This is a genomic window from Micromonospora taraxaci (genome assembly GCF_007830095.1).
In the GTDB taxonomy this organism is placed as follows: Bacteria; Actinomycetota; Actinomycetes; order Mycobacteriales; family Micromonosporaceae; genus Micromonospora; species Micromonospora taraxaci.
This window is the reverse complement of the sequence record NZ_VIWZ01000001.1, coordinates 976,093-996,064: the sequence shown is the minus strand read 5'-3', so window position 1 is coordinate 996,064 and position 19,972 is coordinate 976,093. Positions and strand designations below refer to the sequence as shown.

Below are 19,972 nucleotides of genomic sequence, written 5' to 3'. Positions count from 1 at the left end.
GCTTCGGTGAAAGAGGCCGATTACGTGGCTCAACGGAGGACCGGAGGTTGGCTAGGAGGCTAGCCTGAGCGAAAGTCTCACCACCGACGTGCGCCTTCACGAGCTCTCCCGGCCCCTTGTGACTCCAGACGGCGGTAGCCTAGTCCATCGACCATGCGGCGGACAGACGCCGGGGCTCGTGTTGATCATGCTCGCGCGAAGTGGTCTGCTCTCCTATCCCGTGGAGGGGGTCTGAGCTCTCCAACGTACGGGAGGTTGGAGCCCTCATGCCGCAGCCGGCCGGAACCTGTCAATCAGGTCGAACTTCCCACGCAGTGGCGACCAGACGCAGGTCGGCATGGCGTTCGGGACACGCGAAACTCAGTCCACAGCATGTATTGCCGATTCACTCTGTTCTGGATCAAGGCGCCGCGCTCCGCGCGGCGCGGGCGGTGAGCCGGCCGGCGGCAAGCCGCCCCGGCCGCCTCCGGCGCCGGGGCGGAGAGCCACCGACTGCCGCCGGACCGCCGCCCGGAGATGGCGACCGATGAGCAGCACGACCATGGCCAGGTGCCACGGAAGCCGGCGAACCGATCTGATCGAGGGCCAGGGCTTCCGACTGCCGCGCCAGTCCAACCCCAGGACTGGCTTGCCCCCGGGCTACCTACGCAGCCAGCTAAGCCCGCAGCAGCCTCAGCCGGGGCTCCAGGTGCGATCGTGCCGGGCCGGCAACTCCCGGAGCACGGACGTTCGCAGCCCCCAGAGGAGCCCTGAGAGGCAAGATCGACCCGCCCACCATCTGCCCACAACCAGTCGTCATCGGCTGGACTCAGCCGGACTTGGCCAGACAAACGACAACGGCCCCCGATCAGCATCTCTGCTGGTCAGGGGCCGTGTCTGCACCTGGTGGCGGGTAGAGGATTCGAACCTCTGAAGCTTTCGCGACGGATTTACAGTCCGCTCCCATTGGCCGCTCGGGCAACCCGCCAGGGCACCCCACCGCGTCGTAACGCGGCGGCGGAAGCAAGGATAGCGGCTCCACCCGGCACCCACGCAACCGGGTACGGTCAGGGGGTCGTGCCGCTGGTCGGCGGCCGACGGCAGGCCCAGACCGCCGGACAGCAGGAGCAGAAACATGGCAGCGAACCCGTCGTTCGACATCGTGAGCAAGGTTGACCGCCAGGAGGTCGACAACGCCCTTCGGCAGGCGGAGAAGGAGCTTGCGACGCGGTTCGACTTCCGCGGCACCGGCGCCGAGATCTCCTGGTCCGGCGAGGAGGCCATCGGTCTTCAGGCGGAGACCGAGGAGCGTGTTCGTGCCGCGCTGGACGTGTTCAAGGAGAAGTTGGTCAAGCGGAACATTTCGCTGAAGTCGCTGGACGCCGGTGAGCCGCGTCCGTCCGGCAAGATCTTCAAGATCGACTGCAAGGTGATCCAGGGCATCGAGACGGACAAGGCCAAGGCGATCAGCAAGAAGATCCGCGACGAGGGCCCCAAGGGCGTGCAGGCCCAGATCCAGGGCGACCAGCTGCGAGTCACCGGCAAGAAGCGGGACGACCTCCAGGCGGTCATCGCACTGCTCAAGGGCGAGGACTTCGGCGTCGCCCTCCAGTTCAACAACTACAGGTAGGGCGGGGACCATCAGCCCGGCAAGGGCGGCGCTGCCTGGGCACGCCGTCACTCCTGGTCGTCGTTGGTCGGCCGCGATCGGCCTCCGACGGCCTGATGGCGGCCAGGACGGCCTCGGTGTGAGCTTCGGCCTGGCAACGTTGCCCGGATGAGCGCCCCGACATACTGGCAGGCGTGGCATGAGCCCTATGCCGATGAAACGTCCCCGCTGTCGCGTCGACTGCGCCTGGTTCAGCAGCACATTGCGTCGTGGCTTGAGCAGCGTTCCGACGAGCGGCTGACTGCGGTGAGCGTGTGCGCCGGGCAGGGCCGTGACCTCATCGGCGTCCTCGCCTCAAGGTCTGATGCTCAGCGCGTACACGCGACCCTTCTTGAGTACGACGCGGGCAATGTGGCGGCCGCTCAGGCCGCCGCATCTCAGGCCGGGCTCTCCAACATCGTGATCAGGCAGGCGGACGCGGGCCGGCTGTCGTCGTACGCGGGGATGGTTCCGGCCGACCTGCTGCTCATGGTCGGGGTCTTCGGCAACATCTCGGACGCCGACGTAGAGCGAACCGTTGCCGCCCTACCTCAGATCTGCGCTGAGGGCGCCACCGTGATCTGGACCAGGACGCGGCGCGCACCGGACCTGACCCCAACGGTACGGGAGTGGTTTCGGGATGCCGGCTTCGTGGAGCAGGCGTTCCACGCTCCGGACGGCGTCCGATTCTCTGTCGGCGTTCACCGTTTCGAAAGCGCTCCGCGGCCCCTGGAACCTCAGGGAACCCTCTTCACCTTCCTGGGTTGACGCCAGAAGGTCGCTGCCCGAGATCTGCCGACCGGCTATGTGGCAGATCGAGTCACTGACCGCCAAGCGTCGTAGGCCCACCTGAGGTCCCCCGAGTGCGTGTCTGTGAAGACCGTCTCCAGGTACGTCTCATCGATGAAGGTGTAGCCGTGAAGGGTGGACCCGACATCGCCGTCGTGGTGGTAAACCCAGGCGGCACGATGACCGATCCCGCCTCGGCCCCCCTCACCCAGCTTGAGGGTGGGGCCTGGCGGCAGGTGGGCATCGAGCGAGGCGATGATGTCCGCCCCATCGGCACACCGCCATGGAGCGCCGGGCACGACCAGGATCGTGCGGCCGGGCGCACACCAGGTTGTGCCGCCGCCTTTGGCGCGCTCAGCCGTCCAGTCACCGTAGAGATCGATCGACCAACCATCGCCCAGAACCCGCCGCACGCCCCAATACTGCAACGGCAGCGCCCGGGACGCCTCCGAGCCCCGCCCGCGCCGGATGCTCGTCACCAAGATCCGCGCAACTTCAGGGATGTTGGTGTCTCCCGCACGCCGGAGGCAGCAACATCCCTGAAGTTGCGCGGATCTTGGGCGTAAGGCGTGGGCGAGGGGCGAGAGGCCGAAGGCGAGCGGCCTCAGTAGGCGACGCGGTACCAGTGTTCGGTCTCGCCGGGCAGGCGCACCATCCGCACCTTGGTGCCGCCCGGGTGGTCGAACATGCGTACCCCGTCTCCGAGCAGCACCGGGGCGAAGAACATGAGGACCTCGTCGAGCAGCCCGGCCTCGATGCACTGCTTGGCCACGTTCGCGCCGAGGACGTTGACGTACTTGTCCCCGGCGGCCTCCTTGGCCTGGGCGACGGCGGTGTGCAGGTCACCGACGAACGTGACGTCCGCGGGTGGCTCGGCCGGGGGCCGGTGGGTGAGGACGAACACCGGCCCGTGGTACTGGCCGCCGAACGCGCCTTCGCTGTCGGTGCCGCGGTTCGGGTCGTCGCCGCCGAACGTGCCGTTTCCGGCCAGGATCGCGCCGACACTGTGCAGCAGGCGCTCCGCCGTCGGATTCTCACCCCCGAGGTGGTCCGTCAGCCACGACATGTCACCGCCTGGGCCGGCGATGTAGCCGTCGAGTGATGCCGTCGCCGAATACAGAACCTTGGCCATCAGCCGAGGGTACGGCGCACTGCCCCACAGCGCCGCGTGGATCAAGCGGCGAAGAAGACGAGCCAGAAGACAGCGGGTCAGGCGGGGACGGGCTGTTCGGCGCGTACCGCAGTGGTTTCCGCGCGGGCGATGGGCCCGGCGGGGAGCGCGGCGACCCCGGCCGCGACGGCGACCGCCGCTCCGGCGAAGAGGAACGCCCAGCGGACGCCGCCGGCGTGGTCGACGATCAGGCCGGCGACCGAGCCGCCGGCCGCGCTCGCCGCGACGGCCACGGTGACGACCCAGGTGTACGCCTCGTTCAGCATGCCGGCGGGGGCGATCCGGCCGACCAGGGTGTTCTCCAGGGTCAGCGCGGGCGCGATGGTGGCTCCGCCGACGACCAGCGCGACTCCCAAAGCCAGCGGGGTGGGCATCACCGAGAACACCGCGAAGGTGCCGGCGAGGGCGGCGAGGAGCAGGGCGAACTGGCGGGTCATGTTCGGTGCCGGCTTGCGGACGCCGAACCACACGCCGCCGGCGGCGCTGCCGAGCCCCCAGACAGCGAGGAGAAGACCGGCCAGGCTCTCCGGGTCGTCGGTGGTGTGGCCGCTCGCGTACGCCGGAACGATCACGCCGGCGGCGCCGAACGCGATGCCCAACCCGGCCACGCAGACCAGCAGGGCCGGGAATCCGGCGACCCGCAGCGGCCCGAGCCCTCTGGCGTGGTGTTCCTTGGGGTGCGGCTGCCAGCCGCGCATGACCTGGCCGAGGGCCACGGCGGTGGTGCCGGCCAGGGTGACGACGGCCGCGCCGATCAGCGCGGCTGCCGCGTCGGCGACCAGGACGAAGCCGGCGACCAGCAGCGGGCCGAGCACGAAGACGATCTCGAAGAGCGTGGTCTCGGCGGCCAGTGCGGTGTTGCGCAGGGCGTACCGGCCGGAGTTGGGACCGGTCAGGTCGTTCCAGGCGCCTCGGATGGCGGCGGTAAGCGGCGGGTACGTGGCACCCGCCACGCCGCTGGCGAGGTAGATGGCGGCCAGGGCGTCGTCGCCCGAGCGGCTGGCGAGCAGCAGCCCGGTGAGCGCCAGGGGGTGGGCCACGGCGGTGACCAGGAGGACGGGGCTGGGGCCGACCCGGTCGGCGATCCGCCCTGCTATCGGGCTGAGCGCGGCGCCGGCGACGGCGTAGATCCCGCCTGCCACGGCGGCCAGCGAGTATCGCCCGGTCACCTGCTCGACCACCAGGAGCAGCGCCAGCGGGGTCATGCCGATCCCGAGCCGCCCGATGATGCCGGTGACCAGCAGCATCGGCGCGCCCGGGATTCGCCAGACTCCCAGGTACTGACGCAGCGCGACCACGGTGGACCTCCCGAGGATGTAATGAGTGTGAGCCGTTTACGACCCTAACGGCACGGTGCGACGGCAGACAGCGGTTATCGGCTCCGACACAGCACTCCGCCCGTACCCGGGGCGACCGGGTACGGGCGGAGGCGTCGATCAGCGGGGTCAGCGCTGGAACTGCACCGGCCCCGAGTTGCGGGCCATCTGCTCCAGCCGGGCGACCCGGTCCTCCATCTTCGGGTGCGTGGCGAACAGCGCCGCCATGCCGCCGCCCCGGAACGGGTTGGCGATCATGAGGTGCGCGGTGCTGGTGAGCTGACCCTGGGCCGGCAACGGCCGACGTCGGGCCACCGCATCGATCTTGCGGAGTGCGCTGGCCAGGGCGAGCGGGTCGCGGCTCAGCTCGGCGCCCGAGGCGTCCGCCTGGAACTCACGGCTCCGGCTGATCGCCAACTGGATCACGGTCGCCGCGATCGGGCCCAGGATCAGGGTCAGCAGCAGGACGGCCGGGTTCGGCCGGTCCTCGTCGTCCCCGCCGCCGATCGGGATGAAGAAGGCGAGGTTCGCCAGCAGGGTGATGATGCTGGCCAGGCCCGCCGCCACGCTGGAGATCAGGATGTCCCGGTTGTAGACGTGGGACAGCTCGTGCCCGATCACGCCGCGCAGCTCGCGGTAGTCGAGGATCTCGGTGATGCCCTGGGTCACGCAGACCGCCGCGTGCTGCGGGTTACGACCCGTGGCGAACGCGTTGGGCTGTGCGGTGGGGCTCACGTAGAGCCGGGGCATCGGCTGCCGGGCGTCGGCCGCCAACTCCCGCACCATCCGGTACAGCTCGGGGAACTGTGCCTCGGTGACCGGTTGCGCCCCCATCGAGCGCAGTGCGAGCTTGTCGGAGTAGAAGTAGGAAACGCCGTTCATGACCAGCGAGATGACGACAGCGATGACCAGGCCACCACTGCCACCGAACCAGTAGCCCACCGCCAGGATCAGGGCGCTGAGCAGGCCAAGCAGCGCTGCGGTCTTCAGACGGTTGTGGTGCACGATCTCTCCTTCGGTGCACGGATCGCCGGGATCCGCTGACCGGTGCAACAACCCGGTACCCGCCAACCATCCGTTACAACGCTGAGAGTTGACTGAGACTGCGCCGCAGGTCAGGCCAGGTCGGGTCAGCGGCCGGCGACGTCGAGCACCAACTGCGGGGCGACGCCGAGCACCACGGCGGCCACCGTCGTCACCGCCAGCACCACGGCCACCACACCCACCAGGGGTACGGCCGCAACGCCGCCGCCACCCGGGGTGGCGGGAGACGTGGGCGCCCAGAGGGCGGCGGTCACCCGCAGGTAGTAGGCGAGCCCGATCACCGCGTTCAGTGCCACCACGAGCGCCAGCCAGGCGGCACCGCCGTCCAGCAGCGCCCGGACCACTGTCACCTTCGCGAACAGGCCGGCGAGCCCTGGTGGCAGGCCGGCCAGGCCTACCAGCGCGAGGCCGAGCGCCGCCGCCCGCCACGGGTGCCGGCGGGCCGCCCCGCGCAGGTCGTCCAGCGTGCCGCCGTCGGCACCGGTCGGGCGCAGCGCGGTCACCCCGGCGAACGCGGCCAGCTCCAACACCACGAAGAAGACGGCGTACGCCACAGCGGCGGCGTACGCGGCGGAGCGGGCGTCGTCAGTGCGACCGGCGGCCAGCGCCAACGCCCCCAGCGGGGCGAGGATGTAGCCGGCCTGGGCGACGGACGACCACGCGAGCAGCCGGACGGTACGCCGCTGGCGCAGCGCGACCAGGTTGCCGACGGTCATCGTGAGCACCGCGAGGACGGCGAGCACCGGGCCGGTCTGGTCCGCCGGTAGTGCCCGCTGCACCACGGCGAGCAGGGCGACCAGGCCACCCAGTTTCGACGCGGTGGACAGGTACGCGGCCACCGGCAGCGGCGCGCCGTCGTAGGTGGCCGGCGCCCACGCGTGGAACGGCACCGCCGCCACCTTGAAGGCCAACCCGACCAGCAGTACCGCCACCGCCGCGGTGGTCAGTGGCAGGTCCCGCAGCTCCGGCCGGTCGGCGAGCAACGTACTGAGTCGGTCCAGGTGCAGCCCACCGGTCACCGCGTACAGCAGGGCAGCGCCGAGCAGCGTCAGCGTGGTGGCGACCACGCTGACCACGAAGAACGTCACCGCCGCCTCGGCGCTGGCGAGACTGCCCCGACGCAGGCCGACCAGCACGTACAGCGGCAGGGTCAGCGTCTCCAGGGCGACGATCAGGGTGATCAGGTCACCGGCCGCACCGAGCACCACGCCGCCGGTCATCGAGCAGGCCAGCAGGAAGCAGTATTCCCCCACCGGTGACCGCCCGGCCCGTAGCGCGGGCACCGACAGCCCGAGCACCCCCACTGTGAGCAGCGCGACCACCACGCCGACCAGGGCGGCGCGACCGCCGAAGATCCAGGAGCAGTCGGCTCCGACACAGAAGGTCCGCCGCTCACCACCCACGCCGACCACTGCCGAGCCGACGGCGGTGCCGAGCGCACCCAACGCCGCCGCCACGATCGTGGCCCGTGGCCGGGCCAGGATCAGGTCGGTGAGGAGCACGAGTACGGCGGTGCCGGCGGCCAGGTAGGCCGGGAGCAGCGCGACGCTGTCCACGCTCTGCACACCAGTCATGGGAGGACCACCCCGATCAGGGCGTCGACGGGAGTCTCGGCGACGCCGAGGACCAGCGCCGGGGCCAGCCCGATGGCCAACGCGAGCAGCACCAGCGGGACCCAGGCGGTCAACTCCGCACCGGCCAGGCCGGGACCGACCTGCCCGACGGCGGGGCTCGGACGGTTGTGGGTGACCTGGCGCAGCAACCGCAGGAAGTACGCGGCGGTGAGCGCACCGCCGACCGCCGCCAGCACCCCGAGGGTGGTCCAGAGCGGTCCGCCCACCTGGACGGCAGCGATCACCGCGAAGGCCTCACCCCAGAAGCCGGCCAGCCCGGGCAGGCCGAGCGACGCGATGGCCGCGAACGCGAGCAGACCTGCCAACCGGGGTGCGGTCTCCCGCAGCCCGGACAACTCGGCGAGCGCACCGGTGCCGGTACGGTCCTTCACCGCACCGGCCAGGAAGAACAGCAGACCGGTGATCACACCGTGCGCGACGTTGCCGATCAGCGCGGCCTGGATACCGGTGGTGGTCAGCGTGGCGACTCCCAGCAGCACGAAGCCCATGTGTCCCACGCTGGAGTACGCGATGAGCCGCTTCACGTCCGACTGGGCCAGGCAGACCAGCGAACCGACCAGGATCGCGGCCACGGCCAGCACGCCGAGCGCCGGCGCCGCCCAGCGGGCACCCTCCGGCGCAACCCCCACCGCCACCCGGATCAGACCGTAGGTGCCCATCTTGAGCAGCACGCCGGCCAGCACGACACTGCCCACGGTGGGTGCCTGGGTGTGCGCGTCGGGCAGCCAGGAGTGCAACGGCCACAGCGGGCTCTTCACCGCGAACGCCACCGCGAGCAGTGTGAACGCGGCCAACTGGGTGCCCCGGGACATCCCCGCGCCACCGGTCAGCGTCATCAGGTCGGCGGTGCCGGCGGCGGCGACCACGACGTAGACGCCGACCAGCAGCAGCACCGAGCCGAACAGCGTGTAGAGGGCGAACTTGCGGGCCGCCCGACGCCGGTCCGTGCCGCCCCAGCCGGCGATGATCGCGTACATCGGGAGGAGGACGACTTCGAAGAACAGGAAGAAGAGCACCAGGTCCAGGGCGAGGAACGTGCCCAGGATGCCCACCTCGACCACCAGCAGCAACGCGACAAGCGCCCGGCCGCTGCCGCCGTCGGGGACCCGCCACATCGTGTACGCGCAGCACAGCAGCGTGAGCAGCGCGGTCAACACCACCAGCGGCCACGAGATGCCGTCCACGCCGAGGTGGAAGCGCAACTCCAGACCGGGCACCCACTGCAGGTCCAGTTGGTGCCACGGACGCACCGCCGGGGCGTCGGCCGACCAGGTGACCCAGCCTCGACCGCCGAACACCAGCGGCACCGCGGCCAGCAGTGTCAGCGCCGCAGCGACAGTGCCGACCAGTCGGGCCGCCCGATCCCGGGGGATCGCGGCCACCGCGACCGCGCCGAGCGCCGGCACCGCCAGGACAGCGACGAGCAACACCTGCCCGAACGTCATTGAGTTACTCCGATCAGGGCGGCGGCCAACCCGATCAGCAGCGCGCCGGCCAGCACGCCGGCGGCGGCCCGGGGCAGCGCCGCCCGGTGCAGCACGGCCAACCCCGCCCCCAGCGCGGACGCGGCCCGACCGCTGCCCTCGACAGCGCCGTCCACCACCACCTCGTCGGTCGTGCGCGCGACGCGGGCCAGCGCCCGGACAGGGCGTACCACGACTGTGTGCTGGACGTCGTCGAGCCGGAACGCGCTGGCGAAGACCGGCCGCAGCGGACCCAGCGCGACCGCCGGATCGGCGGTCGGATCCCGTCGCCAACGCAGCCACACCAGCCCGGCGCCGACCAGCAGCAACGCGAGCGGCAACAGCAGCCCCGGACCGAGGTGGACCAGGCCGTCCTCGGAGCCAGCCACCGGAACTGTGGGGAAGCGCAGGCGGTCGGCGAACGCCCCGACGAACCCGAGAAGACCGAGCAGCGCGGCCGGCACGGCCAGCAGCAGTACCGGCCAGCGCAGCACCGCCGGCGGGTCGTGCGGCTGGACCAGCGGCAGGCGGGGTGCGCCGAAGAAGGCGCGAAGCAGCAGGCGACCGGCGTACCAGGCGGTGATCGCCACGCCGAGCAACCCGGCCATCCACACCAGCCAGCCCACCCACGACGGGGCCGGGCCGGTGCCCTCCAGCGCGGCGGCTTCGGCCACCGTCAACACACCGTCCTTGCTCCAGAAGCCGGCGAACGGCGGCACCCCGGCCAGTGCGCCCAGGCCCACCACGGTGCACCAGAACGTGACAGGCATGCTGCGGCGCAGCCCGCCCATCTCCGACATCAGCGTGGTGCCGACCGCGTGGATCACCGCGCCCGCAGCGAGGAACAACAGCGCCTTGAACGCGGCGTGGGTCAACAGGTGGAACAGCGCCGCCGACGGGGAGCCGACGGCCAGTGCACCCGTCATATAACCCAGTTGGGACACCGTCGACCAGGCCAGCACGCGTTTGATGTCGTCCTGCGCGGTCGCGGCGAGCGCGCCGAGCAGCAGGGTGATCGCGCCGACCACCCCGAGCACCGTCAGCGTCACCGGAGCGGCAGTGAACAGCGGGTAGAGGCGGGCCACCGCGTACACCCCGGCGGCGACCATCGTCGCGGCGTGGATCAGCGCCGAGATCGGCGTCGGGCCGGCCATCGCGTCCGGCAACCAGGTGTGCAGGGGGAACTGCGCGCTCTTACCGGCGACCCCGGCGAGCAGCAGCAGACCGGCGGCGGTCAACGTCGCGCCGGAGTGGTCGTGGGCGAGCACGTCGGCGATCCGGAAGCTGCCTGTCGACACGCCCAGCAACGCGATGCCGAGCAGGAACCCGACGTCACCGACCCGGGTCACCAGGAACGCCTTCATCGCCGCGGCGGGAGCGCCGGGCAGTCGGCGGTCATGGGCGATCAGCAGGTACGAGCAGAGGCCCATCACCTCCCAACCGACCAGCAGCATGATCAGGTCCCCGGCGACCACCACCAGCAGCATGGCGCCCGTGAAGAGGCTGATCTGGGCGGCGTACGGGGGGTAGCGGTGGTCGACGTCGATGTCGTCGTGCGGACCGCGACGCAGGTACCCGATCGAGTAGACCTGCACGGCCAGGGCGACAGCCGTGACCGCCACCGCGACCAGCGCGGCGGCGCCGTCCAGCCGTACGCCGAGGGTCACCGCCAGCCCGCCGACGTCGACCCAGGTGGTCGACGTCTCCGTCGGCCCGTCGACGGTCAACAGCAGCGCGACGGCCAACGCCAACGCGCCGGCCGCACCGGTCACGCCGAGCGCGACGGCAGCCTGCCGGGCCCGGCCACCGCCGGTCGTGTCGTCAGGACGCGGGGCCGCCGGCAGCAGCAGGCCGGCCAGGCCGGCGGTGAGCGGTACGGCAGGCAGCAACGCCCCGAGCAGCCCGGTCACCGGCTCGCCTCCGTGTCCAGAACAGCCGTCTCGCGACCGTCGACTGTCTGCGTCGGCTCGGTCAGCGGCACGTCGTCGACAGCAACGGTGGCCCGCAACCGGTAGAGCTGCAGGACGATGGCCAACCCCACGCCGATCTCGGCGGCGGCGAGGACGATGACGAACAGCGCGAAGACCTGCCCCGAGTGCGGGAGTACGGCGCGGGCGGTGCTGTCCGCGGTGACCAGGATCAGGTTGACCGCGTTGAGCATCAACTCGACCGACATCAACACCAGCACCGCGTTGCGTCGACGCAGTACGCCGTAGACGCCGAGCCCGAACAGCAGCGCGGCGGTGACGTACGGGATGACCGGCCTCACCGGCGCCCCCCGGGCTCCGCGTCGGCCAGCTCGGTGGGTGCCGCCGTCGCGCGGCTGGGCGGACGGCCGATGTCCGGTCGGGACAGCACGATCGCGCCCACCAGGGCGGACAACAGCAGCACCGAGAGCACCTCGAACGGCAACACCCAGGACTGGAAGATCTGCTCCCCCAGCCGCTCAGCGGTGCCCGTGTCGGGCAACGCGACGGTGCTCCAGCGGTACGCGTCGACGAGCAGCGCGGTCAACCCCAGCCCGGCGCCGCCACCGATCAGGGCGGCCGGCCAGCCCGGCCGGTCCAGGTCGTCGGAGGCACCGATCGGTGCCCGGGTCAGCATCACCGCGAACAACAGCAGGACCACCACAGCGCCCACGTAGATCAGCACCTGCACCCAGGCCACCAACTCGGCGCTGAGCACCAGGAAGTCACCGGCCAACGCGCCCAGGCACACCACCAGGTAGAGGCCGGCACGGACCAGGTGTCTGGTGGTCACCACCAGCACACCGGCACCGACCGCCACCGCGCCGAGGGCGAGCAGCAGCACATCCGCCCCGGTCACCGGAACACCTCCCCGGCTCGGGCGGTCACGACGCGGGGTCCTGGTCGGCTTCGGGGCGTACCGATGGAGAAGCCGGACGGGCGGCGGCGGCCTTGCGCGCGGCGGCCGTCTCCTCCTTGGCCGGCTCGCCGTTGGGGTCGTGCGCGGGCGGTGGCGGCACGGTGGCCATCCACTGACCGAGGTGGTCCTTGTCGTGCAGCAGGTCCTTGATGTCGTACTCGGCGTACTCGAACTCCGGCGACCAGTAGAGCGCGTCGAACGGGCAGACCTCGATGCAGATACCGCAGTACATGCAGAGCGAGAAGTCGATGTCGAACTTGTCGAGCACGTTGCGCTGCCGGGGGCGGGCGGCGCCGGGCACCGCCACCTCCTCCTTGTGGGAGTCGATGTAGATGCACCAGTCCGGACACTCGCGCGCGCAGAGCATGCAGACCGTGCAGTTCTCCTCCGACAGCGCGATCACGCCCCGCGAGCGGGGCGGCAGGTCGGGGGCGACGTCCGGGTACTGCTGGGTGGTCGACCGGCTGGTCATCGTCTTGAGGGTGACCGCCAACCCCTTCACCAGGCCCGCGCCGGGAAGGCCCCCGCGTTCGCTGGCGCCACCGTGCTCGCTGGGGTCGCTCATGTCGACCATCCTGCCCTGTGGCCCCGGCGCGCGCGACCACCACCCGCGGGTCGACGGCCCTACGGGGTACGCGAGGAGCGCGGTGGCCTGCCGATCAGTCGGACCCGTTGACGACGGTCGGGGGCAGCATCTCGACGCCGAGTTGTTGCAGCAACTGGAACAACTCGGTGCTGCTCCACACCTCGACGATCCGGCCCGCCGGGTCGAAGCGCAGGAACGTCGCGCCCGAGTAGCTCACGACCTGACCAGTCGGCGGCACCGGCCCGAACTGCCCTACGTGGGTGCCGGCCGCCCGCCAGTGCACCGCCACGCGCTCGCCGGCCGCCACCACGTCCACGATCTTGTAGCGCAGGTCGGGGAAGGCCGCCCGGCGCTCGCGATGCCAGGCCAACGTCGCCTCCGGCCCGGTGCCGCCCAGCCCCGGGCACTCCTCGGCGACCAACTCGTACGCCGATTCCTCCCGACGCGCGTTCCACACGTCGGCGATGAACCGCCGGGCCGCCGCCTCCACATCCGTCATGCCGGCGAGGGTATCCGGGCTCACCGCGTCGATCGGTCGGAGATCGGTAAGGATGGGGAGCAGGGCAGCAACACGACCGGGAGGCTGACGTGGGCGAGGAAACAGGCGGCAAGTACGTCGAGCCGGGTGGCGAGTTCACCCGCGACCAGCGGTACATCGCCACTCGGATCACCAAGGACGGACGCGACGGGTACCCGGTGGAGCCGGGCCGGTACCGGCTGGTGGTCAGTCGGGCCTGCCCGTGGGCCAACCGCCTGATCATCGTGCGACGGCTGCTCGGCCTGGAGGACGCCCTCTCGATGGGGGTGGCCGGCCCCACCCACGATGCTCGGAGCTGGACGTTCGACCTCGACCCGGACGGCCGGGACCCGGTGCTCGGCATCGAGCGCATCCAGGAGGCGTACTTCAAGCGCTTCCCCGGCTACGAGCGCGGCATCACCGTGCCGGCGATCGTGGACGTGCCGACCGGGCAGGTGGTGACCAACGACTACGCGCAAATGAGCCTCGACCTGTCGACGCAGTGGGTCGCGTACCACCGCGACGGCGCGCCGCAGCTCTACCCCGAGCACCTCCGCGCGCAGATCGACGAGGTCAACGACGTGGTGTTCCGGGACGTCAACAACGGCGTCTACAGGTGTGGTTTCGCGGGCAGCCAGGAGGCGTACGACAAGGCGTACCACCGGCTCTTCGACCGGCTGGACTGGCTCACCGAGCGGTTGACCGACCAGCGTTACCTGGTTGGCGACACCATCACCGAGGCGGACGTGCGGCTGTTCACCACGCTGGTCCGCTTCGACCCGGTCTACCACGGTCACTTCAAGTGCAACCGGCAGAAGTTGAGCGAGATGCCGGTGCTGTGGGCGTACGCCCGGGACCTGTTCCAGACCCCCGGTCTCGGCGACACCATCGACTTCGACCACATCAAGCGGCACTACTACGAGGTGCACCGCGACATCAACCCGACCGGGATCGTGCCGCTCGGGCCCGACCTGTCCAACTGGCTCATTCCGCACGGCCGGGACGCGCTGGGTGGCCGCCCCTTCGGTGACGGCACCCCGCCCCCGCCGCCGGTCGAGCCGGTCGACCCCGCGCACACCCCGCTGCGCTGAGCCGATCCGACCCACCTGACGCCGGTTCGTCGCCAAGATCCGCGCAACATCAGGGTTGTTGGTGTCTCCCGCGTGTCGGAGGCAGCAATATCCGGGACGTTGCTCGGATCTTGGGGCGTGGGCGTCGGGGGTGGGGCGTGGGGTGCCGGACGTGGGGCGTGGGTGCGGCCCATCGGGCTCGCCAGCGGCGGACCTGGCGCTGGAGGTGATCGTGAGGCGCTTTCGAGCTGAATCGTTTGTGACATCAGGCGGTATCTCGGCCGCCGCGGTGGTGCCGGGCAGCCACCGATTCGTTTACGACATCAGCTCGAAAGCGTCTCTCGGGCCCGGTCCGGAGCGCCGCGCGACATCAACCGAAGCGCCGCGGGCGGACCCTCCGTCGGCCCGAGACGATCGCGAGGGGAGCTGCCTACAGGGCGATGCGGACGGCGGCGGTGAGGACCAGTTGCCCGAGGGACGCGGGGACCAGCACCAGCCAGCAGAGCCGTTGCAGCTGGTCCTCGCGCAGCCGGGGGTAGGACACCCGGAGCCAGATGATCACGAACGACACGGCGAAGATCTTGAGTAGCGTCCAGAGCCAGCCGAGCTGGTCGTCGGCGAACGGGCCCTGCCAACCGCCGAGGAACAGCACAGTGGTCAGCGCGGCGATCACCACGATCCCGACGTACTCGGCGAGCAGGAAGAACGCGAAGCGCAGCCCGGTGTACTCGGTCATGTAGCCGAAGACCAGCTCCGAGTCGGCCACCGGCATGTCGAACGGCGGTCGGCGGATCTCGGCCAGCCCGGCGACGAAGAAGATGATCATCGCGGGCGCCTGCCAGAGCAGCCACCACGGCTGCCACGCCTCGACGATGCCGGAGAGGCTGAGCGTGCCCGCCGCCATCGCCACCGAGGCGGCGGCCAGCACCAACGGCAGCTCGTAACCGAGCAGTTGGGCGGCCCCGCGCAGCCCACCGAGCAGGCTGTACTTGTTGGCCGACGCCCACGCCGACATCAGCACCGCCACGACCCCGACACCGACCACGGCCAGCACGAAGAACAGGCCGATGTCCAGAGGTTGCCCGACCAGGTCGTTCGGGCCGAGCGGGATGACCAGCAGCACCAGCAGGTAGGGCACCAGCGCCACCGCCGGGGCCAACCGGAACACCGCCCGGTCCGCCTCCCGCGGGGTCACGTCCTCCTTCTGCACGAACTTGACCCCGTCGGCGACCAACTGGGCCCAGCCGTGGAAGCCGCCCGCGTACATCGGGCCGAGGCGCCCCTGCATGTGCGCCATCACCTTGTGCTCGGCCTGACCCACCAGCAGCGGCAGGGTGAGGAATGCGACCACCACCCCACCGATCCGGAGCACCAGCTCCACCCAGAGCGGCATCAGGTCGTACCCCCGTCGTGGTCGGGCCGGTCGTCGCCCGCCGCCGGCCCCGGCGCGGCCCGGTCGGTCGGTGCCGGGCCGTCGTTGTCGGCGGCAGGCCGGGGAGTACGCGCCGGACGGGCCCCCGGGGCGGGCCGCGCCGGACGCTCACCGGCCGGCCTGGCCGGGGTGCCGCCGCGCGGGCCCTCCCCCACACCACCCGCGCCGGCCGGGGTGGGCGTGGTGCCCCACTCGCCCGGAGCGGGAACGCCCGGGGGGCGGATCGGCCGACGCCCGCCGCCGGCCTCCGACTCGCCCGGTTCCTTCGCGCCCGGCCAGGGCTTGGCCACCCGGGACGCGAGCACGAACTCCTTGCGCAGCGGGTGACCCTCGAACTCCGGGGGCAGCAGCAGCGGCCGCAGCTCCCCGTGGCCGGCGAAGTCGATGCCGAACATCTCGTGGGTCTCCCGCTCGTGCCAGGCGGCACCCGGGTAGACGTCGACGACCGAGGCGACAGTGGCCGCACCGCGCGGCAACCGGGTACGCAGCAGCACACCGTGGCGCAGCCGCGTCGACCAGAGGTGCGCCACCACGTCGAAGCCGTCCGCCAGCTCGTCCACGGCGGAGAGCCAGTCGAAGAAGTCGCAGGCCAGCTCGGTGTCGTCGCGGGCCGCGCGGACAGCGGCCAGCCAACTCGCCGGTGGCACGTCGACTGTGGCGCGGGCGAACCGTTGCCCGCCGGAGACCGACGGGGTCACCTCGACGGGCGCGAGCAGCGCGACCAGCCGAGCGCCGACCTCTTCGGGAGTCATGCCGCTGATCCTAGTGCCGCCCGCACCCGCACCCGGTCGCCGCCGATGCCCAGCGATCTACCGGCTTTGGGCGCGGCGCAGCCCTCGGCGGGGAAGGATGAGGGCGTGCGCGCTGTGACTGTGAGACCCGGGGTGGCCAACTCGCTGAGCCTCGAGGACCAACCGGAGCCGGATGCCGAGGAGGGCTCGGTCCTGGTCGAGGCGTTGGCGGTCGGCATCTGCGGCACGGACCACGAAATCATCGCCGGGGACTACGGCGAGGCGCCGCCGGGCGCGGACCGCCTGATCATCGGGCACGAGTCGCTGGGCCGGGTGATCGAGGACGTGAGCGGCACCCTGCAACCCGGCGACCTGGTGGCCGGGATCGTCCGGCACCCCGACCCGGTCCCCTGCCCGAACTGCGCGGTCGGCGAGTGGGACATGTGCCGCAACGGTCAGTACACCGAGCACGGCATCAAGGCGCTACCCGGGTTCGCCCGCGACCGCTGGCGGATCGAGCACCAGTACGCGGTCAAGCTCGACCCGGCGCTGGCCCAGGTCGGCGTGCTGTTGGAGCCGACCAGCGTGGTGGCGAAGGCCTGGGACCACATCGAGCGGATCGGGCACCGGGCCGAGTGGCAGCCGCAGACCGTCCTGGTGACCGGGGCCGGCCCGATCGGGTTGCTGGCCGCGTTGCTCGGCGCCCAGCGCGGGCTCACCGTGCACGTGTTGGACCGCAACACCGAAGGGCCGAAGCCGGAGCTGGTCGCCGGGCTCGGCGCCACCTACCACACGGTGCCGGTCAACGAGCTGCCGTTCGAACCGGACGTGGTCATCGAGTGCACCGGCGCGCCCACCGTGGTCCTCGACGTCATGTGCAAGGCGGCACCGAACGGGATCGTCTGCCTCGCCGGGGTGTCCAGCGGGGGCCGGACCATCGACTTCGACGCCGGGGCGCTCAACCGGGCGCTGGTGCTGGAGAACAACGTGGTGTTCGGCTCGGTGAACGCCAACCGGCGGCACTGGAGCATGGCCGCGCAGGCGCTCGCCCGCGCCGACCAGGTCTGGCTCGAATCCCTCGTCACCCGTCGGGTACCCGTGAACCGGTACGCCGACGCGTACACCCCCGGGCCGGACGACATCAAGGTGGTGCTGGAGTTCGCGTCCTGAGTGACGCCTCGCCCGCTCAGATCCCCGGCAGCCGACCGTTGCGGAACAGGTCGACGAAGAGTTGGTGGTCCTGTCGGGCGCGCACCCCGTACGCGTGCGCGAAGTCCACCAGGTGAGCGACGAAGCCCTGCTCGTCGGTGTCCACCGCAGCGACGATCGCCTCCTCGGTGGAGTAGTCCACCAGGTCGTGACTGGACTCGTCGTCGGCGACCGAGTGCATCCGGGCCACCGCCCGACCGAGGTCGACGAGCACCCCGGTCAGCTCCTCCGGCTCGTTCACGTCGGACCAGTCCAGGTCGGCGGCGTACGGGGACACCTCGGCGACGAGCTGACCGGCGCCGTGCAACTCGGTGAAGCCCAACCACGGGTCGGCGTGCGCCTGCAACGCCCGCTGCGACTCGGCGGTCCGGTGCCCCTGGTGCTGGAAGTAGCCCCGGACCGTCTCGTCGGTGACGTACCGCGCCACGGCCGGCACCTGCGCCTGCTTCATGTAGATGACGACGTCGTTCTCCAGGGCCTGGGTGTGCCCCTCCAGCAGCAGGTTGTACGACGGCAGGCCGGCCGAGCCGATGCCCACGCCCTTGCGCAGCACCACGTCCTTGATCCGCGCCGCCACCGGCCGTAGCTGCGTCGAGCCGGTCGGCAGGGTGCCCAGATAATCCTGGAAGGCGGCGCTCACCAGATCCCGGGTGGCGTCGTCGATCTCGAAGACACCGTCGCCGATGGAGAAGCGCCGCTCGTAGTTGTCGATGGTGGTCTGCGCGGCGAGCAGGTCGACGCGGGTGTTGAGCCGTGCCTGCTGGAGCACCCGGCGCAGCACGCCGTCGGCGTTGTCCAGGGTGATCGAGCCGATCGCGTCGTCACCGCCGGCGGCGATCGCCCGCAACTCGGTCAGGTACGACCGCGCGAAGCCGGCCACCAGGTCCCCGATCGCCGTGTCGGAGAGGGCCTTGCCGTAGCCGAGCAGCGCCACGCTGGCCGCGAGCCGCCGTAGGTCCCAGGTGAACGGCCCGACGTACGCCTCGTCGAAGTCGTTGACGTTGAACACCAGTTGCCCGGACGCGTTCATGTAGGTGCCGAAGTTCTCCGCGTGCAGGTCACCGTGGATCCACACCCGGCTGGTCCGCTCGTCGGAGAACCGGTCGTCGGCGAAGTCGCCGCGCTGGTCGGCGTAGAACAGCGCGGCGCTGCCCCGGTAGAAGGCGAACGGCGACGCGGCCATCTTGCGGAACTTGCGGCGGAAGGCGGCCGGGTCGATCGCCATCGACGCACCGAACTCCTCGGTGAGTACGTCGACGATGTGGGCGGACCGCCGATCCACTGAACTGCTCATGAACCGCAGGCTAGTCCGGCTCGGCCACCCCGGACGCCGGACAACCGACTTGCCCCATTCAACCGAAAGGTCAGCACGGGGCAGCTCTGGGCGGTCTCGTCACCGATGCTGTACCGGACGCGGATCGATGGTTGTGCAACGGCAACCACACCATGGGTTCGCTGACGTCTATCTAGGCAGCCGACGTGATCGGCGCCGGCTGCCGTCACGGGAGGACAGATAGTCATGTTCCAAAAAACGGGGACTACTCACCGCCGCGCCGCTCGGCCTGACCGCGACGGTCGCCACGACCGGGTCGGCGGTCGCCGCGCCCGTCGGCGCCGGTGACCACACGCTCTCGGTGAGCAGGCTGATCCTGAGCCCGACCGGCCGGGGATACCAGGGCAGCGGCTCGGCCGCCGTCAGTTGGTGGTGGGCGGGCGCACCGGTGGCGCGGTGAGGGAGTCGACAGAACGCGGGGCAGCGGCTTCGCGGGGCGGCGCGTCCAACGGCGCGGCCAACACGTCACGCTGCGGCACGCCACCGATGCCGGACTGCTCGGCGGCGATCTTCTCCTGTAGGCGCAGGATGCCGTGCAGCAGCGCCTCCGGCCGGGGCGGGCAGCCAGGCACGTAGACGTCGACGGGGATGAGCTGGTCCACACCCTTGGTCACCGAGTACGAATCCCAGTAGGGGCCACCGCAGTTGGAGCAGGCGCCGAACGAGATGACGTACTTCGGCTCGGGCATCTGGTCGTAGAGCCGCTTGATCGCCGGAGCCATCTTGTCGGTCACCGTGCCGGAGACCACCATCAGGTCTGCCTGCCGGGGGCCGTGGGCGAACGGGATCACGCCGAGCCGGATGAAGTCGTGGCGACCCATGCTGGTGGCGATGAACTCGATGGCGCAGCAGGCCAGGCCGAAGTTGAACACCCAGAGCGAGTAGCGACGCCCCCAGTTCAACACGAACCGGATCGGCTCACCGAGCACTGCCGGTAGCTGCACGACCGCCCCCTTCTGTCCCCCACCGGACAGTCAACCACAGCGACTCCGAGCCTCGTTCCTGGCTTCGGGCGCGCCACTCAGAGCCACCGACGACGAGGCGCAGGAATCACCATCGAAGCTGACACGGGAAGACGGTTGAGCTGCCGAAAGGGCCCGGCCGACAATCTCGGCCGGGCCCGATCGGGCGTCGTCGTCCCGACGGCACGTCACACTCAGGCCG

At 71.0% G+C, this 19,972-nt stretch carries 18 protein-coding genes and 1 tRNA gene; 4 read left to right on the top strand and 15 right to left on the bottom strand.

Annotated features, from left to right (window positions below; genetic code table 11):
* Window positions 1–883 precede the first annotated feature (883 nt).
* Window positions 884–967 (bottom strand) — tRNA-Tyr (locus tag FHU34_RS04710).
* 147 nt (window positions 968–1,114) lie between these two features.
* Between FHU34_RS04710 and FHU34_RS04705 the strand changes: the two genes are divergently transcribed.
* A complete protein-coding gene (locus tag FHU34_RS04705) occupies window positions 1,115–1,609 on the top strand; it encodes a YajQ family cyclic di-GMP-binding protein (RefSeq protein ID WP_088987555.1) in 495 nt (164 codons plus the stop codon).
* A 147-nt stretch (window positions 1,610–1,756) separates the two neighbouring features.
* Window positions 1,757–2,395, top strand: coding sequence for a class I SAM-dependent methyltransferase family protein (locus FHU34_RS04700; protein WP_145778867.1), 639 nt, complete (start codon window positions 1,757–1,759; stop codon window positions 2,393–2,395).
* 625 nt (window positions 2,396–3,020) lie between these two features.
* Here FHU34_RS04700 and FHU34_RS04695 read toward each other — a convergent pair.
* The 10 genes from FHU34_RS04695 to FHU34_RS04650 form a co-directional block, all read right to left on the bottom strand.
* Window positions 3,021–3,548 (bottom strand): dihydrofolate reductase family protein, encoded by a 528-nt coding sequence (locus FHU34_RS04695; protein WP_145778866.1) that lies wholly within the window; start codon window positions 3,546–3,548, stop codon window positions 3,021–3,023.
* Between the two features lie 77 nt (window positions 3,549–3,625).
* Window positions 3,626–4,885 carry an MFS transporter gene (locus FHU34_RS04690; protein ID WP_145778865.1) on the bottom strand — a complete coding sequence of 420 codons (1,260 nt, stop codon included), beginning with the start codon at window positions 4,883–4,885 and terminating at the stop codon, window positions 3,626–3,628.
* Between the two features lie 147 nt (window positions 4,886–5,032).
* Window positions 5,033–5,908 (bottom strand): zinc metalloprotease HtpX, encoded by an 876-nt coding sequence (htpX, locus tag FHU34_RS04685; protein ID WP_145778864.1) that lies wholly within the window; start codon window positions 5,906–5,908, stop codon window positions 5,033–5,035.
* A gap of 125 nt (window positions 5,909–6,033) precedes the next feature.
* Window positions 6,034–7,521, bottom strand: a complete 1,488-nt coding sequence (locus FHU34_RS04680; RefSeq protein WP_145778863.1) for an NADH-quinone oxidoreductase subunit N — start codon at window positions 7,519–7,521, stop codon at window positions 6,034–6,036.
* The gene (locus FHU34_RS04675) at window positions 7,518–9,026 is read right to left on the bottom strand and encodes a complex I subunit 4 family protein (protein WP_145778862.1); all 1,509 of its coding nucleotides are present in this window, start codon (window positions 9,024–9,026) and stop codon (window positions 7,518–7,520) included. Before FHU34_RS04675 ends, FHU34_RS04680 begins: the two co-directional genes overlap by 4 nt.
* The gene (locus tag FHU34_RS04670; RefSeq protein ID WP_145778861.1) at window positions 9,023–10,954 is read right to left on the bottom strand and encodes an NADH-quinone oxidoreductase subunit 5 family protein; all 1,932 of its coding nucleotides are present in this window, start codon (window positions 10,952–10,954) and stop codon (window positions 9,023–9,025) included. The genes FHU34_RS04675 and FHU34_RS04670 overlap by 4 nt, the downstream gene beginning before the upstream one ends.
* Entirely contained in the window at window positions 10,951–11,313 is a 363-nt protein-coding gene (gene nuoK / locus FHU34_RS04665; protein WP_145778860.1) for an NADH-quinone oxidoreductase subunit NuoK, read from the bottom strand. The genes FHU34_RS04670 and nuoK overlap by 4 nt, the downstream gene beginning before the upstream one ends.
* On the bottom strand, window positions 11,310–11,870 hold the full coding sequence (locus tag FHU34_RS04660) for an NADH-quinone oxidoreductase subunit J family protein (protein ID WP_244311550.1): 561 nt from the start codon (window positions 11,868–11,870) through the stop codon (window positions 11,310–11,312). The genes nuoK and FHU34_RS04660 overlap by 4 nt, the downstream gene beginning before the upstream one ends.
* Window positions 11,871–11,895: 25 nt before the next feature.
* Window positions 11,896–12,504 (bottom strand): NuoI/complex I 23 kDa subunit family protein, encoded by a 609-nt coding sequence (locus tag FHU34_RS04655; protein ID WP_145778859.1) that lies wholly within the window; start codon window positions 12,502–12,504, stop codon window positions 11,896–11,898.
* 85 nt (window positions 12,505–12,589) lie between these two features.
* Window positions 12,590–13,015 carry an ester cyclase gene (locus FHU34_RS04650; RefSeq protein WP_145778858.1) on the bottom strand — a complete coding sequence of 142 codons (426 nt, stop codon included), beginning with the start codon at window positions 13,013–13,015 and terminating at the stop codon, window positions 12,590–12,592.
* A gap of 89 nt (window positions 13,016–13,104) precedes the next feature.
* Here FHU34_RS04650 and FHU34_RS04645 point away from each other — a divergent pair, with 89 nt between their 5' ends.
* Window positions 13,105–14,124 carry a glutathione S-transferase family protein gene (locus FHU34_RS04645; RefSeq protein ID WP_145778857.1) on the top strand — a complete coding sequence of 340 codons (1,020 nt, stop codon included), beginning with the start codon at window positions 13,105–13,107 and terminating at the stop codon, window positions 14,122–14,124.
* 409 nt (window positions 14,125–14,533) lie between these two features.
* Here the strand turns inward: FHU34_RS04645 and FHU34_RS04640 are convergent, their stop codons facing one another.
* Together FHU34_RS04640 and FHU34_RS04635 are read right to left on the bottom strand one after the other, a co-directional pair.
* On the bottom strand, window positions 14,534–15,496 hold the full coding sequence (locus FHU34_RS04640; protein WP_145778856.1) for a complex I subunit 1/NuoH family protein: 963 nt from the start codon (window positions 15,494–15,496) through the stop codon (window positions 14,534–14,536).
* Window positions 15,496–16,287: an NADH-quinone oxidoreductase subunit C gene (locus tag FHU34_RS04635; protein ID WP_145778855.1), complete on the bottom strand. Its 792-nt coding sequence runs from the start codon at window positions 16,285–16,287 to the stop codon at window positions 15,496–15,498. Before FHU34_RS04635 ends, FHU34_RS04640 begins: the two co-directional genes overlap by 1 nt.
* Before the next feature lie 105 nt (window positions 16,288–16,392).
* Between FHU34_RS04635 and FHU34_RS04630 the strand changes: the two genes are divergently transcribed.
* Entirely contained in the window at window positions 16,393–17,436 is a 1,044-nt protein-coding gene (locus FHU34_RS04630) for a glucose 1-dehydrogenase (protein ID WP_167524759.1), read from the top strand.
* Between the two features lie 16 nt (window positions 17,437–17,452).
* On the opposite strand, the gene FHU34_RS04625 is transcribed toward FHU34_RS04630, so the two are convergent.
* Both FHU34_RS04625 and FHU34_RS04620 read right to left on the bottom strand, forming a co-directional pair.
* Window positions 17,453–18,769, bottom strand: a complete 1,317-nt coding sequence (locus FHU34_RS04625) for a DUF2252 domain-containing protein (RefSeq protein WP_145778853.1) — start codon at window positions 18,767–18,769, stop codon at window positions 17,453–17,455.
* A 401-nt stretch (window positions 18,770–19,170) separates the two neighbouring features.
* Window positions 19,171–19,752 (bottom strand): NADH-quinone oxidoreductase subunit B, encoded by a 582-nt coding sequence (locus FHU34_RS04620; RefSeq protein ID WP_145778852.1) that lies wholly within the window; start codon window positions 19,750–19,752, stop codon window positions 19,171–19,173.
* Between the last annotated feature and the right edge of the window lie 220 nt (window positions 19,753–19,972).